The sequence below is a fragment of the Pseudoduganella sp. LjRoot289 genome, assembly GCF_964252925.1.
In the GTDB taxonomy this organism is placed as follows: Bacteria; Pseudomonadota; Gammaproteobacteria; order Burkholderiales; family Burkholderiaceae_D; genus Rugamonas.
Window position 1 is genome coordinate 1,633,827 of the sequence record NZ_CAXUPN020000001.1, and the last position, 14,746, is coordinate 1,648,572.

At 65.6% G+C, this 14,746-nt stretch carries 12 protein-coding genes; 8 read left to right on the forward strand and 4 right to left on the reverse strand.

Annotation, left to right across the window (positions count from 1 at the left end; translation table 11 throughout):
* Positions 1-16: 16 nt before the first annotated feature.
* On the reverse strand, positions 17-1,711 hold the full coding sequence (recJ, locus tag ACSQ8Y_RS07135) for a single-stranded-DNA-specific exonuclease RecJ (RefSeq protein ID WP_436265752.1): 1,695 nt from the start codon (positions 1,709-1,711) through the stop codon (positions 17-19).
* Complete coding sequence (locus ACSQ8Y_RS07140) at positions 1,708-2,823, reverse strand: hypothetical protein (RefSeq protein ID WP_436265753.1); 1,116 nt, start codon at positions 2,821-2,823, stop codon at positions 1,708-1,710. Before ACSQ8Y_RS07140 ends, recJ begins: the two co-directional genes overlap by 4 nt.
* 143 nt (positions 2,824-2,966) lie before the next feature.
* Between ACSQ8Y_RS07140 and ACSQ8Y_RS07145 the strand changes: the two genes are divergently transcribed.
* The 5 genes from ACSQ8Y_RS07145 to ACSQ8Y_RS07165 all read left to right on the forward strand — a co-directional run bounded on the left by ACSQ8Y_RS07145 (position 2,967) and on the right by ACSQ8Y_RS07165 (position 9,694).
* Positions 2,967-4,241: a lipoprotein-releasing ABC transporter permease subunit gene (locus ACSQ8Y_RS07145; protein WP_436265754.1), complete on the forward strand. Its 1,275-nt coding sequence runs from the start codon at positions 2,967-2,969 to the stop codon at positions 4,239-4,241.
* Between the two features lie 11 nt (positions 4,242-4,252).
* Positions 4,253-5,530 (forward strand): lipoprotein-releasing ABC transporter permease subunit, encoded by a 1,278-nt coding sequence (locus ACSQ8Y_RS07150; protein WP_436265755.1) that lies wholly within the window; start codon positions 4,253-4,255, stop codon positions 5,528-5,530.
* On the forward strand, positions 5,523-6,233 hold the full coding sequence (gene lolD, locus ACSQ8Y_RS07155) for a lipoprotein-releasing ABC transporter ATP-binding protein LolD (protein WP_436265756.1): 711 nt from the start codon (positions 5,523-5,525) through the stop codon (positions 6,231-6,233). Before ACSQ8Y_RS07150 ends, lolD begins: the two co-directional genes overlap by 8 nt.
* A 2-nt stretch (positions 6,234-6,235) precedes the next feature.
* Positions 6,236-7,039, forward strand: a complete 804-nt coding sequence (locus ACSQ8Y_RS07160) for a TatD family hydrolase (RefSeq protein ID WP_436265757.1) — start codon at positions 6,236-6,238, stop codon at positions 7,037-7,039.
* Positions 7,040-7,141: 102 nt separating this feature from the next.
* Positions 7,142-9,694 carry a DNA internalization-related competence protein ComEC/Rec2 gene (locus ACSQ8Y_RS07165; RefSeq protein WP_436265758.1) on the forward strand — a complete coding sequence of 851 codons (2,553 nt, stop codon included), beginning with the start codon at positions 7,142-7,144 and terminating at the stop codon, positions 9,692-9,694.
* 176 nt (positions 9,695-9,870) lie between these two features.
* On the opposite strand, the gene ACSQ8Y_RS07170 is transcribed toward ACSQ8Y_RS07165, so the two are convergent.
* Entirely contained in the window at positions 9,871-10,395 is a 525-nt protein-coding gene (locus tag ACSQ8Y_RS07170) for a PEP-CTERM sorting domain-containing protein (RefSeq protein ID WP_436265759.1), read from the reverse strand.
* Between the two features lie 357 nt (positions 10,396-10,752).
* Here ACSQ8Y_RS07170 and ACSQ8Y_RS07175 point away from each other — a divergent pair, with 357 nt between their 5' ends.
* The 3 genes from ACSQ8Y_RS07175 to ACSQ8Y_RS07185 all read left to right on the forward strand — a co-directional run bounded on the left by ACSQ8Y_RS07175 (position 10,753) and on the right by ACSQ8Y_RS07185 (position 12,897).
* On the forward strand, positions 10,753-11,586 hold the full coding sequence (locus ACSQ8Y_RS07175; RefSeq protein ID WP_436265760.1) for an alpha/beta fold hydrolase: 834 nt from the start codon (positions 10,753-10,755) through the stop codon (positions 11,584-11,586).
* A gap of 67 nt (positions 11,587-11,653) precedes the next feature.
* Positions 11,654-12,220: a dCTP deaminase gene (gene dcd, locus ACSQ8Y_RS07180; protein WP_436265761.1), complete on the forward strand. Its 567-nt coding sequence runs from the start codon at positions 11,654-11,656 to the stop codon at positions 12,218-12,220.
* Between the two features lie 95 nt (positions 12,221-12,315).
* Positions 12,316-12,897, forward strand: a complete 582-nt coding sequence (locus tag ACSQ8Y_RS07185; protein ID WP_436265762.1) for a BPSL1445 family SYLF domain-containing lipoprotein — start codon at positions 12,316-12,318, stop codon at positions 12,895-12,897.
* Positions 12,898-12,906: 9 nt separating this feature from the next.
* Here the strand turns inward: ACSQ8Y_RS07185 and ACSQ8Y_RS07190 are convergent, their stop codons facing one another.
* Entirely contained in the window at positions 12,907-14,745 is a 1,839-nt protein-coding gene (locus tag ACSQ8Y_RS07190) for a HAMP domain-containing sensor histidine kinase (RefSeq protein WP_436265763.1), read from the reverse strand.
* Between the last annotated feature and the right edge of the window lies 1 nt (position 14,746).

Consider the following 14,746-nt stretch of genomic DNA (forward strand, 5'->3'; position numbering starts at 1 on the left):
CTCTTCAGTCCAGTACTCACGCCGGTTCGGCGTGCTCCACCATCAGCTGCACTTTGGTCGTGCCGTTGTACTCGTTCGCGTCCAGCCTGAACGCCACGCGCGCGCGTTCGCCGATTGAATCAGTGTGTCCGAACCAGATGGCGTCGTAGCGGGCGCCGTTTTTCTCCAGCAGCAGCTTGAGGTGGCGCTCCTTCAGTATGCGCTGGCTCACCACGCGGAACTCGTCGCAGAAGACCGGCGGCGCGAAACCCTGGCCCCATACCTGCCCATCCATCAATTCGATGAACTGCGTCGTGTAGTATGCGTCCTCCAGCGGCCCGTCGGTTTCAATCACGCGTTCCAGTTGCTGTTCGCTCAACCAGGCGCGGCCCACTGCCTCGAACGCCTCCGAGAACGCGTCGAACGCGTCGGCGCGGATGCTCAGGCCGGCGGCCATCGCGTGGCCACCGAATTTGTCGATCAGGCTGGGCGCGCGCTTGGACACCAGGTCCAGCGCGTCGCGCAGATGGAAGCCGGGGATGGAACGTCCGGAGCCCTTGATCCAGCCGTCGCCCGCCGGCGCGAAGGTGATCGTCGGCCGGAAGAACTTCTCCTTCAGCCGCGATGCCACGATGCCGATCACGCCCTGGTGCCAGGTATCGTCGAACACGCTGATGGTGCTGCTGGCCGCTGGTTCGAAGCGGTCCAGGTGCAGCAAGGCAGCATCCTGCATCTCGGCTTCGATCTCTCGGCGTTTCAGGTTGATTTCGTTGAGCTGCTGCGCCAGTTGCCAGGCGCGATCCTCGTCGTCCGTCAACAGGCATTCGATGCCGAGCGACATATCCTCCAACCGTCCCGCCGCGTTCAGGCGCGGGCCGAGCGCAAAGCCCAGGTCGAACGGCGTGGCGGTGCGCGCCTGGCGTCCGGCCACGCGGAACAGGGCGGCCACGCCCGGATGCATGCGGCCGGCGCGCATGCGCTTCAGGCCTTGCGCCACCAGGATACGGTTGTTCGGGTCCAGCTTGACGACGTCGGCCACCGTGCCCAGCGCCACCAGGTCCAGCAGGCTGTCCAGCTTGGGCTGCGTCGCGGCGTCGAATACGCCACGGCGGCGCAGTTCGGCGCGCAGCGCAAGCAGCACATAGAACACCACGCCCACGCCTGCCAGGTTTTTGCTGGGGAAGCCGCAGGCCGGCTGGTTCGGGTTGACGATGACGCGCGCGTTGGGCAGCACGTCGGCCGGCAAGTGGTGGTCGGTGACGACGACTTCGATGCCGCGCCGGTTTGCCTCGGCCACGCCGTCGATGCTGGCGATGCCGTTGTCCACGGTGATGATGATGTCCGGCTGCTTCTCGCGCGCGGTCAGCGCGACGATCTCCGGCGTCAGTCCGTAGCCGTACTCGAAGCGGTTGGGCACGATGAAGTCGACATTGGCGCCCATGGCGCGCAGGCCGCGCATGGCGACGGCGCAGGCGGTGGCGCCGTCGCAATCGTAGTCGGCCACGATCACCATGCGCTTTTGCGCGGCGATGGAGTCGGCCAGGAAGACGGCGGCGACGTCGATGTGCAGCAGGCCGGCGGGCGCGATCAGCGCAGCGAGCTCGCTGGACAGGTCCTTCACGTCGGTCAGGCCACGCGATGCGAACAGGCGCGCCAGTACAGGGTGGATACCGCCTTGGCGGAGCATTTCCGAGGTGCGGAACGGGCAGGAGCGTGTGGCGATACGGGTCATGTCGATAATTTGCTCAGTGAGGGCTTGCGCCAGAATTTGCGCAGCGCGCCTTTTGTTACGGTAATTTCGGCCAGCTTCAGACGGCTGCTCAGCACCATTTTCAGGCTGCCGAGGCGGCCCGACTTCAGCGCGGCCAGCAGCGGCGCAAACCAGTCCTGTTCCAGCTGCTGCATATGCCCCAGCCATGGCGACCAGTCGCCTGCCTTGCCGTCGGCGATCAGTTCTCCCAGCACGACGGTGGCGTCGCCGGGACGCGCGAGCAGTTGCTCTGCGGTGGCGGCGCGCAGCGCGGGTTCGGCAAGCAGCGCCATCCATTCGGGGCAGTTGGCGGTGGCCAGCGTAGTGCCGGCAACTGCCTGATGCCGGTCCGATCCGGTCAGGGTCCCTGCTCGCGTCGCCGGCTCCAGGCCGGCGGCACCGGCGGCATGGGCCGCGCCAGGCACGGCCGCCCCTGCAGGCGCGCCTGCCCACAGCCAGAAGGAGTTGACCGGCGACAGGCCGCGCTGCTGGCGCGCTTCGTTGATCGGGTGCTCGTGCCATAGCATCTGCACTTCGTTCTGCAGCTTGCGGAACTCGCGCTTGGCGGCGCCTTCGGGCATCCAGTCGGCCAGGTTGTCGCCGGCGGCGGCGTCTGGCGACGCTGTGCGCAGCTCGCTCCAGTCGTCGGCGCGGACGAACCACATGTCCGGCGTCGCGTACAGCAGCGGCTTGCCCACTTCGTCGAAGTAGGGTTGGACCAGCTCGAACAGGGCGCGCGCATCGGCTTCGCCCAGGCGCAGATCGCGCGGATCGGCCAGCACCATGTGGGTGCGCGTCAGTTGCAGGTGCACCGGCTGGACGATGAACCAGTAGCCTTCCTGCTGCGGCAGCCCCAGCGCGCGCATGGCCGCCCCGGCGAACGGCGCCGCATCGGACGCGCCCGCCGTCAGCGTGCGCGAGAGCCAGGTCTCGTGCGGCAGCAGGCGGTTTCCACCGTCGTCTTCGCTCAGCGTGAACATGGAATTTCGTTCAAGCAACATTTCCAGTGCCGGCACCTGCATGGCGCGGGCCAGGTCTGTGGCGAGTTCGGGAGGGGTGAGCGAGAAGGGAAGGACGAGGGTAAGCTGATTCATAGACCGGGATTGTATCAGTCCGGCGGGATGCGTTGGCCGGAGCCGCCGGCCTGCGTGCGGTGTTTCACTCACGAAACGTGATTTGTATGGCACACTTCGGGCTCGGACGTTTTCCACCTATGGCATCACCACATACAAGGCCCATGAGCATCATCAAGAATCTGCCTTTCGAATGGCTGGTCGGCCTGCGCTATACCCGCGCCGGCAAGCGCAGCGGGCGCAATAGTTTTCTGTCGTTCATCTCGGCGATTTCCATGGCCGGCATCGGCCTGGGCGTGGCCGCGCTGATCGTCGTGCTGTCGGTCTACAACGGCTTCCAGAAGGAAGTCACGGAGCGCATGGTGTCGGTGCTCGGCCATATTGAAATGTACGATCTGCGCGGCGGCGGCCTGGCCGACTGGAAGGCCACGGCGCAGGAGGCGTTCAAGAACCCGGCTGTCAGGGGCGCGGCGCCCTTCGTCGAGACCCAGGCCATGCTGGTGCACGGCAGCGACAACCTGCGCCCGGCCGTCGTGCGCGGCGTGATGCCGCAGGCCGAAGCCACCGTGTCCGATATCGGCAAGCAGATGAAGCAGGGCAGCATGGATGCGCTCAAGCCGGGCGCCTTCAATATTGTGCTGGGCGTCGGCCTGGCCAAGGCGCTGGACGTGCAAGTGGGCGGCAAGGTTGCCATGGCCTTGGCCGCGCGCGGCGACAACGTGCTGAGCGGCGGCGTACCCAGCATGCGCTACTTCACGGTGGCCGGCATTTTCGAAGCGGGCCACAACGAATTCGACTCGGGCCTGGCCTACGTCCACCTGGGCGACGGCATGGAGCTGCTGCAACTGGACGTGCCGTTTGGCTTGCGCCTGAAGGTGGACGACGTGCAGCGTGCGCCCATGGTGGCGCACCAGCTGAAAATGTCCATGCCGGGCGAGCTGCTGGTTCGCGACTGGTCCAAGCAGAACGCCAACTGGTTTGCCGCCGTACAGACGCAGAAGAACATGATGTTCATCATCCTCACGCTGATTATCGCGGTCGCCGCCTTCAACCTGGTGGCGACGCTGGTGATGACGGTGACCGACAAACAGGCCGATATCGCTATCTTGCGCACGCTGGGCGCCTCGCCGCGCTCCGTCATGCAGATCTTCATGGTGCAGGGCGCGCTGGTCGGCGTGGTGGGCACCGCGCTGGGCGTGGCGCTGGGTGTGCTGCTGGCGTGGAATGTGGACGTCATCGTGCCAGCCATCGAACGCCTGCTGGGCATGAAATTTCTGGCCAAGGACATCTATTTCATCAGCGCCGTGCCGTCCGATCTGCGCCTGGCCGACGTCGGCGTGATCGCCGCGACGGCGGTGGCGCTGGCTTTCGTGGCCACGTTATACCCGAGCTGGCGCGCCGCGCGCGTGAAGCCTGCCGACGCGCTACGCTATGAATGAGACCACACAGCATGCTTAAGAATCTACCCTGGAATTTGCCATATGAGTGGCTGGTCGGCCTGCGCTATACGCGCGCGGGCAAGCGCAGCAGCCGCAACAGCTTCATCTCCTTCATCTCCCTCATTTCCATGGGCGGCATTGCGCTGGGCGTGGCCGCGTTGATCATCGTGCTGTCGGTGATGAACGGCTTCCAGAAGGAAGTCACCGGCCGCATGCTGTCCGTGCTGGCACACATCGAAGTGTTCGACACCCAGGGCGGCGGCATGCCGGACTGGCAGGAGCAGGCCAAGGCCGCGTTCAAGAACCCGGCGGTGAAGGGCGCCGCGCCCTTCGTCGAAACCCAGGCCATGCTGCAGCACGGCGGCGACAATCTGCGCCCTGTCATCGTGCGCGGCGTGCTGCCCGAGCAGGAACCCAACGTCTCCGACGTGGCCAAGCACACCAGGTATGGTGATTTCAACGCGCTGCGCCAGGGCGAATTCAATATCGTGCTGGGCATCGACCTGGCGCGCGCCTTGCAGGTCAACCTGGGCGACAAGGTGACCATGGCGCTGGCGCAGGGCACCGTGACGCCGGCCGGCATCGTGCCGCGCATGCGTTCCTTCACCGTGACCGGCATCTTCCAGGCCGGCCACGCGGAATTCGACGCGGGCTTGGCCTTCATCCATATCGTCGACGCTGAGAAGATGCTGCGCCTGTCCGCCCCGGCCGGCTTGCGCCTGCGCCTGGCGGACATGCACCGCGCGCCGGAGGTGGCGGAAGAACTGAAGAAAATCATGCCAGCCGGGCTGGAGATGCGCGACTGGTCCAAGCTGAACGCCACCTGGTTCGCGGCGGTGCAGACCGAGAAACGCATGATGTTCATCATCCTGGCCTTGATCGTCGCGGTGGCCGCCTTCAACCTGGTGTCGACGCTGGTGATGACGGTGACCGACAAGCAGGCCGACATCGCCATCCTGCGCACGCTGGGTGCCTCGCCGCAGTCCATCATGAAGATTTTCGTGATCCAGGGCGCCATGGTGGGCACCATGGGCGCCTTGCTTGGCGTCGCGGGCGGCGTGCTGGTGGCCTTGAATATCGATGTGATCGTGCCGTTTATTGAACAAACTTTGGGAGTGCAGTTCTTGTCTAAGGATATCTACTACATCAGCACCGTGCCTTCGGACATGCGCTGGCCGGACGTGACCAAGATCGGCGTGGTGGCCGTGGTGCTGGCCTTCCTCGCCACCATCTACCCCAGCTGGTGGGCTGCCCGTGTGAAACCTGCGGAGGCGCTGCGCTATGAGTGACGCAGTCAACAACATCGATACGAATGCCGTGGTGCTGTCCTGCCGTGGCCTGGGCAAGACTTTCACACAAGGCACGTACTCCGTGCAGGTGCTGAACGGGATCGATATCGACGTGCGGCGCGGTGAACGCGTGGCCATCGTCGGCGCCTCCGGCTCCGGCAAATCGACGCTGCTGCACTTGCTGGGCGGGCTCGATACGCCCAGCAGCGGCAGCGTGACACTGCTGGGCAAGGACTTCGCCAACCTGGGCGAGACGGAACGCGGCGACCTGCGCAACAAGTCGCTCGGCTTCGTCTACCAGTTCCACCACTTGCTGCCGGAATTCTCTGCGCTGGACAACGTCGCCATGCCGCTGATGATACGGCGCGTGAAGCGCGCGCAGGCGCAGGAACAGGCGCAGCAGATCCTGACGCGCGTGAACCTGGCCAAGCGCGTGACGCACGTGCCGGGCGAACTGTCCGGCGGCGAACGGCAGCGTGTCGCCCTGGCGCGCGCGCTGGTGACGCAGCCGGCCTGCGTGCTGGCCGACGAGCCGACCGGGAACCTGGACCACAGCACGGCCGAACAGATCTTCGACCTGATGCTGGAGCTGTCCCGCACCCTGGGCACGGCTTTCGTCATCGTTACCCACGACCCCGAGCTGGCGCGCCGCTGCGACCGCGTGTTGCGCCTGACCGACCAGGGCCTGCATCCGGAGAAATAAGCATGTGGATAGACACGCACTGCCATCTGGACGCGCACGAATATGGCGGCGCTTCGCTGGACGTGGCGCGGCGCGCCGGCGAGGAAGGCGTGTCCATGATCGTGATCCCGGCTATCGACCGTGGCAACCTCGATATCGTGGCAGGCCTGGCGGCCAAGGCGGACAATGCCTGCTATGCGCTGGGCATCCATCCCATCTGCGTACCGAAAGCGACCGACGACGACCTGGCGGCCTTGCGCGCGAAGGTGGAGGCGTCGTTGGGCGACCCGCGGATGGTGGGCATAGGCGAGATCGGGCTGGACTTCTTCATCCCCTTGCTGGCCGAGCCGGCAATGCGCGAAAAGCAGGTGCACTTCCTGCGCGAGCAGTTGCGCATCGCGCGTGACTTCAAGCTGCCGGTGCTCACGCACGTGCGCAAATCGCAGGACCAGGTGCTCAAGCACGTGCGCCAGATCCCGCCCAACGGCGGCATTGCGCACGCTTTCAACGGCAGCTTCCAGCAGGCGCAAGGCTATATCGATGTGGGTTTCAAGCTGGGCTTCGGCGGCAATATGACCTTCACGCGCGCCTTGCAGATCCGGCGCCTGGCGGCGGAGCTGCCGCTGTCGGCTATCGTGCTGGAGACGGATGCGCCGGACATTTCGCCCGCCTGGGTCCACCCGGGCGTCAATACCCCTCAGCAGATTCCCCGCATCGGCGCCGTGCTGGCCGAACTGCGCGGCATCGGCGTCGAGGAGGTTCGTGACGCGACCGGCGTCAACGCCCGTGACATACTTCCCCGCATGTCCGAGCTGTTGCCAAGCTAGCAACGCATCAAGCGCCTGCGCATGGCATCGACAAAGCTTGATCTCGAATAGAACGTTCTGGCAAGCATCTGGCAATAATCGGTTCTTTGCCTGGGGTCAATTATGCGATGCGCGCTACTCGGATTCGTCGGCGGTGCGGCATGGCTGCAGACGCAAGCCATGCTGCCGCCGCATATTCCCGAGGTGTTGCTGGCGATTGCCCTTGGGCTGGCTATCGTTCGTGCTGCGCCTGGCCTGCTGCCGCTCGTGCGACGGCGCCCCACATCCTTGCTGGCAGGCGCGCGTCCGCACGCTTGGACCTGGCAGCGCGTGCTCAAGCCGCTCTTCGCACTCTTGGCGGGCTTCGCCATCGGCTTCTACTGGGCCGCCATGCTGGCCCATTCCGCGCTCGCTCCACAGCTAGCGAAAGCGGACGAGGGCAGGGACGTCACGCTGACCGGCACCATAGACAGCCTGCCGAACCGCTTCGAGGGCGGCGTGCGCTTCAACTTCGCGGTCGAGCGTGTGGAAGGCCGCACGATGCAGGTTCCGCCGCGCATCGCGTTGTCGTGGTACGCCGGCTACCGTGGCGCAGTGGTGACTATCGGTGACGTCCAGCCAGGCGAGCGCTGGCGCCTGACGGTGCGTCTCCAGCGGCCGCACGGCAACGCCAACCCCTACGGCTTCGATTACGAACTGTGGCTGCTGGAGCAGGGCGTGCGCGCCACCGGCTACGTACGCGCCGGCACCGGCACCGGCAACGCGCGGCTCGCGTCTTTCGTCTATAGTTTCAGCAACGTCGTTGAGCACTGCCGCGCCGTGCTGCGCGACCGCATCCTGCATACGCTTGCGGGCAAGGAGTACGCGGGCGTGATCGTGGCACTCGTGGTGGGCGAGCAGCGCGGCATACCGCAATCGGACTGGCAGGTGTTCAACCGTACCGGCATCAGCCATTTGATCAGCATATCCGGCCTGCATATCACGATGATCGCCGGCTTGTTCGCGCTGGCGGCGTCGGCGTTGTGGCGGCGCTCCTTCTTCACCCGCGCGCAATTGCCTTTGCTGCTGCCGGCGCAGAAGGTAGCCGCCGTCGCCGGCATGCTCGCGGCACTGGTCTACGTGCTGCTGGCCGGTTTCGGCGTACCCGCGCAGCGCACCTTGTACATGCTGGCCGTGATCGCCGCCGCGCTCTGGCTGGACCGGCTCGCCAGCGTGACCCATGTGCTGTGCCTTGCCGCTGGCGTGGTGGTGCTGTTCGATCCCTGGGCCGTGATGTGGCCGGGCTTCTGGCTATCCTTCGGCGCCGTCGCCACCATCCTGTACGCCACCGTCGGCCGGACTGCCGACCATCATCGCGGCGCCGACGCCGTCGCCGTGGCGGCGGGCGCCGCGATCGCCGGCGCGGCCAGCAGTGGCAACAGGCCGCTGAGCCATGGGCGCCGCCCGCAGTTGAACCGGCGCCAGCGTTTCACGGCCGACCTGAAGGCGGCGGCGCGAGTGCAGTACGCGGTGACGGTCGGCCTGGTTCCGCTGACGATGCTGCTGTTTGCCCAGGTATCCCTGGTCAGTCCTTTGGCGAACGCGGTCGCCATCCCGGTGGTCAGCCTGCTGGTGACGCCGTTGGCGCTGGCGGGCGCGGTGCTGCCGGAGTTGCTGGCCGCACCTGTGCTGCAGTTGGCGCACGGCACCGTTTGGCTGCTGGTGCAGGTGCTCGAGTGGATGAGCGCCAGCCGCGTCGCCGTCTGGACCGCGCCCACGCCGTCGCCATGGCTATTTTGCTGGGCGCTGTTCGGCACGCTCTGGCTGCTGGCGCCGCGCGGCTGGCCGGTGCGCTGGCTGGGCCTCGTGGCTTGGGTGCCGTTGCTGGCGGCCAGCCCGAGCCATCCGCCCGAGGGGACGTTCCGCGTCATCGCCTTCGACGTCGGCCAGGGCATGGCGCTGCTGGTCGAGACCAGCGGCCACCGGCTGCTGTATGACACGGGACCGGCCTACACGCCCGAATCCAACGGCGGCAACCGCGTCATCGCGCCATACCTGCGAGCGCGCGGCATTTCGGCGCTGGATGCCATGATCGTCAGCCATGCGGACGCGGACCATTCCGGCGGCGCCCTGGCCGTCGTTCAGAATATCCGCGTCCTATGGAGTGCAAGCTCGCTGCCGCCCGGTCATCCCATTATCCGCGCCGCAGGCCTGCACACGCGTTGCGAGGCGGGGCAGGGCTGGACCTGGGATGGCGTGCGGTTCGATATGCTCCATCCAACGGCGGCCAGCTATGGCGACAAGACGCTGAAACCCAACGCCCGCAGTTGCGTCCTCAAAATCAGCGCAGGCGGCCAGTCCATGCTGCTGGCGGGCGATATCGAAGCCGCGCAGGAAGCCGAACTGCAGGCCCGCGCGCAAGACCGGATCGCTGCCGACGTGCTGCTGGCGCCTCACCACGGCAGCGGCACATCGTCGACGCCGCCCTTCCTGGCGGCCGTCCGGCCTACGCTGGCCGTGTTCCAGGTCGGCTACCGCAACCGCTACCACCACCCGCAAGCGCAAGTCTACGAACGCTATGGCAGGCTGGGTGTGCGCAGGGCCAGGAGTGACGAGTCGGGCGCGTTGACGCTGGAATTCAATGGTCAGCTCAGCATAGAGAGTTACCGCGACGCGCATCGCCGCTACTGGCGATAGACTTTCACTTCGCCTTCGATGCCCGTCCGGTGCCTGAACCGGGGGTGTTGGCGTGGCCGGCATCGATTCGCGGGGAATGCTCTGCATGCACCGTCGGGCGGGCCGCTGGTCCTGCGATGTGGCGAAAAGAACCGCCATGTCTTGGCGGGCATGGCGGCTTCGTGTTCAGGCGCGGATCAGCTTGCGCGGCGGCGGCGCAGACTTCCCAGCGCCACCAGCCCCAGGCCGAACAGGGCGATGCCGCCCGGTTCAGGCAGCGTGCCCGGCGCCCGAGGCGGCACAGCGTCGGCGGCCAGCAAGGTGATGGTGGCGTTCTGCGTTATTGTGGCGGCGCCGGTGAACGAAAGGTCCGACAGCGAGATCGAATACTGTCCGCTGGTGCCGAAGTTCACCATGACCGGGGCCCAGTCGAGCACATAGTCCACGCCGCTGTCCGATATGCCGCCCGCAGTCGCGGTGGCGGTCGTGAAGACGAAAGGCGTTCCACTGCCAGGCTGGACAAAGGTAAAGGTGACTTTGACGCCCAGGTTGTCCTGTTCGTTTGCGACGATGCCTTGCGAACCGTTCGGCTCGGCCAGTTGCACGGTGCCGATGGCGAATGTCTGGAAATCGCCTGCGTTGGCCAAGCTGAAGTTTTGCGGGGCGAACGAGACGTTGGAGAAACGCACGTCCAGCAGCGTAGGGTTGTTCGATTCGCTCAAGTCCGTCCCGTAACCGTCATCCGCCGCAAAGTTCGCTGCTGTAATGGAGAAAGTCGTCGCCGCAGCCAGTCCAGCCGTAGCCCACGTCGACAGCGCCAATAAACTCTTTCTAAATAAACTCTTTCTAAAGATTGTCATTTTTCCCACCTATGATGGTTATTATGGAAGTGCTACAGTGTCCAAGGCAAGATGTGTTCCAGAAACTAAATAGTGACTATTATCAATGACTTGCGTGGACAAAATTCAATTTAACTTGCCGACATGTAAAGTATTCCGACAGTCGAAGAAAATTAGAGCAAGCGTTCTATTTTTTCTCTGCAGCTCTCCTTACAATGGACCTAAGGAGGCACTACAAAAATGAACAAACCCAAGCTGCACTTCTCGCACGCCAACAGCTATCCGGCAGGCACCTACCGCCGTCTGTTCGAGTTGTTGGGGGCGCACTATGACGTCCAGGCGCTCGACATGCACGCGCATAACCCCGCCTACCCGGTGCAGACCGGCTGGCCGCACCAGGTGCAGGAGCTGATTGACGAGTTGACATCGCGCTACCGCGAGCCGGTCATCCTGGTCGGCCATTCCCTGGGCGGCATGCTGAGCGTGATGGTGGCAGCCATGCGGCCGGACCTGGTGCGCTGCGTGGTGATGCTCGATGCGCCGGTGGTGGCGGGCTGGCGCGCCATGCTGCTGCGCGTGATGCGGCGCTGGCCGGTGGCCGACAAGTTGTCGCCGGCGCGTTTTTCGGCCAAACGCCGTAACGTGTGGCCGGACGAGAGGGCGGCCTACCAGCATTTCGCCAGCAAGGACATCTTCGCGGCCTGGGCGCCGGGTGTGCTGGAGGACTACATCGCCGCCGGCCTGAAACCGCATCCGCAGGGCGTGCAGCTGCGGTTTACGCGCGAGAACGAGACCGAGGTCTACCGCGGCCTGCCGCACCACATTGGCGGCCTGGTGAAAGATGGCTTGGCGGTCCCGGCCGGTTTTATCGGCGGCGACAAGTCGGTCGAATGCCGCCAGGCAGGGCTGGAAGCGACGCGCCGTTTGGTGGGCCGCAATTTCCGCATCATCCCGGGCGGGCATCTGTTCCCGATGGAGTCGCCCGAGATGACGGCGAAAACCGTGCACGAAATGATAACGGGGCTGCTGCCGGGAGTTTGCAAAAATGTTCTGGCAGGCGGGGCTTTCGCGTAAAATCGCGGGTGAAAATGGCGCCGCCGGCCCGGCGCGCCTCCCTGCAATCTTTAAAAGTGGTTTTGCGATGACGATTAAGAGCGACAAATGGATACGCCGCATGGCGGAGCAGCACAAGATGATCGAGCCTTTCCACCCGGACCAGGTGCGCGAGGACAGCGGCCGCAAGGTGATTTCCTATGGCACGTCGTCGTACGGCTACGATATCCGTTGCGCTGACGAGTTCAAGATCTTCACCAACATCAACAGCACCATCGTTGATCCGAAGAACTTCGATTCGAACTCCTTCGTCGATGTCAAGAGCGACGTCTGCATCATCCCGCCGAATTCCTTCGCTCTGGCGCGCACCATCGAGTACTTCCGCATTCCGCGCAACGTGCTGACGGTGTGCCTGGGCAAATCCACCTACGCGCGCTGCGGCATCATCGTCAACGTGACGCCGTTCGAGCCGGAATGGGAAGGTTACGTCACGCTGGAGTTCTCCAACACCACGCCGCTGCCGGCCAAGATCTACGCCGGCGAAGGCTGCGCGCAAGTGCTGTTCTTCGAGAGCGACGAAGTGTGCGAGGTGTCGTACAAGGACCGCAACGGCAAGTACCAGGGCCAGCACGGTGTGACCCTGCCGAAGGCTTGATGCTTCTCAAGCACTGAACGGAAGAGGGAGGCAGTCCCGCGCCGAAGATGTCAGAATCGTAGAGATTCCCTCGACACCGACGACTGGAGATTGCCATGCGTAAGCGTATTTTCCTGTTCAAAACCGCCGCCGCGCTGGCGCTTTTCAGCGCCGTGCTGGCGGGCTGCACCACAACCACCTCGTCCGGCAAGCCCGGCGCGGACGACAGCCGCGCCGAGATCGACGCGGGCTTCGATACGACCCTGAACCGCCTGTATGCGGAAGTGAAGGGCTCGCGCGAGCTGGTGGCGAAATCCCATGCGATCCTGGTGTTCCCGCGCGTGCTCGCCGCGGGCTTTGTCGTGGGCGGCGAGTATGGCAAAGGCACTTTGCGCGTCAAGGGTGCGCACGGCGGCTATTACCGGATGACGTCGGCCTCGGTGGGCCTGCAGGCGGGGGCGCAGTCGAAAGCCGTGGTGATGCTGTTCATGACGAAGGACGCGTTCGAGAAGTTCGGCCAGAGCAAGGGCTGGACGGCGGGCGTCGATGCTTCCGTGGCCGTGGTCAAGGTTGGCGTGAACGGCGAAATCGACACCACCACCGCCAACAATCCGGTCCAGGCCTTCGTGCTGACCAACGCCGGCCTGATGGCGAACCTGACGCTGGAAGGCACCAAGATCACCAAGCTGGAGCTGTAAGCCGGCTGCTCAGGCGTGCTGCGTGATCGGCAGCACGATTTCCACGCACAGGCCGCCGTCCTCGCGGTTGCGGGCGGCCACGCTGCCGCCGTGCGCCTGCACCACCTGCTGCGCGATCGCCAGGCCCAGTCCGTGGCCTTCCACATCCTTGGGCGTGTCGCTGCTGCGGAAGAAGGGGTCGAAGATGGCCTCGAGGTCGGCCTGCGCCACGCCGGGACCGCGGTCGAGCACGCGGATGTGCAGGCGGTCGCTGGCCTCGTCGGTGTCCAGTTCCACCCGCACGATGCCGCCGGCGCGGCTGTGCTTGATGGCGTTGCGCACGATGTTCTCGATCGCCCGCGCCAGCAGGTCGGCGTGGCCGTTGACCGCCACGTCGGCGCTGCCGCGCAGTTCGATGGCGCGGTCGTGCGAGGCCGCTTCGAATTCGGCATCGCCGACGATTTCGTCCATCAGGTCGGCCATGCTGATTTGTTCTTTCGATGCATTCAGCGGACCCGCTTCGAGACGGGCCAGCGTCAGCAATTCGCCCACCAGTTTGTCCATGCGCACGCTTTCGCGCTCGATGCGCTCCATCGATGCGCGCGCTTTGTCCGGCTGCTGGTGCGCCAGACCGATGGCGGCTTGCAAGCGCGCCAAGGGCGAGCGCAGTTCGTGCGATACGTCGTGCAGCAAGCGCGTTTGCGCGTCCATCAGGCTGCGCAGGCGGGCTGTCATGCGGTCGAAATCGCGTCCCAGGTCGCTCAGCTCGTCGCCGCGCTTGCCGCTGACATGGGCGAATCGGGGGGCGAGGTCACCCTGCGAGGCGGCCTCGAAAGCCTGCCGCAGCGAGCGGATGGGGCGCGCGAAATACCATGCCAGCAAGGCCGCGAACAGCAGGCTGGCCAGCACGGCGGCGGCGACGGGGACGAAGGGCGTGAGCGGTTGGAAGCGCGGCGGGCCGTCCGTGCCGGGGCCGCCGGGATTGGGCCCTGGCCCGGCTTCACCTGGCCGGCCAATGCCGCCTTCAGGTGGCCGCTGGCCGAACCCCGGTTGCGCCGCGCCGGAGGCTTGCGTGGCGGAGGCATTCATGCCAGCGCTTGGGCCGCGGCCAGTTGCCGGGCCCGCCTCTAGACCTGCGCGTGGACCGGGGCCCGGACCATAGCCCGGATTCGGACCATAGGCTGGAACATGTCCGTAGCCTGGACTCGGGCCTGACCGTGAACCTGAGCCTTCCCCTGGACCTCGGCCCGGACTTGAGCCTGGACCTGCTCCTGCGCCCAGCCCTGGACTTGGCGCTGGCCCCGGAATTGACCCTGGACCGGGCCTCGGACCTGAGCCGGGATCCGGCCCCGGACCGTGCCAGTGGCCGGGGGCGCGCCCATTGAATGGCGTGTCGGCCAGGCCAGCCAGGTTGCTCAGCGCCGCCCCGGACATCAAATGCCCACCCGGCGGCATGCCGCCCGGGTGCTCGCGCGATGGCAGGAACAGCACATAACGGTGGCCGTCGGCCGCTTTCACCTCGCGTACCACGCGCTGGGTGCCGTCGCGCTTGAGCATCAGGCGCGCCTCCAGCATCATCGCAGGCTTGACGATGCGCCCGAGCAGTTCGCGTCCCATCTCGTTGACCGCGTACACGCGGTGCCGGTTCATATTCTCCAGCAGGCTTTGCAGCGCATGGACGCCGCCGAATTCCAGCGTGGCGGCGGCCGATTCGATGGCATCCTCGGCGCGCGGGCCGGTGTCGATGTCCTGCCTGCGCTGTACTGCGGCCTCGCGGTTCTTGAGCCAGATGGTGCCGCCTATGCCCACTGCGGCCACCACCTGTGCCAGCAGGATGGAGAAGAAGAACTTCCAGAACAGGCGGCCCACG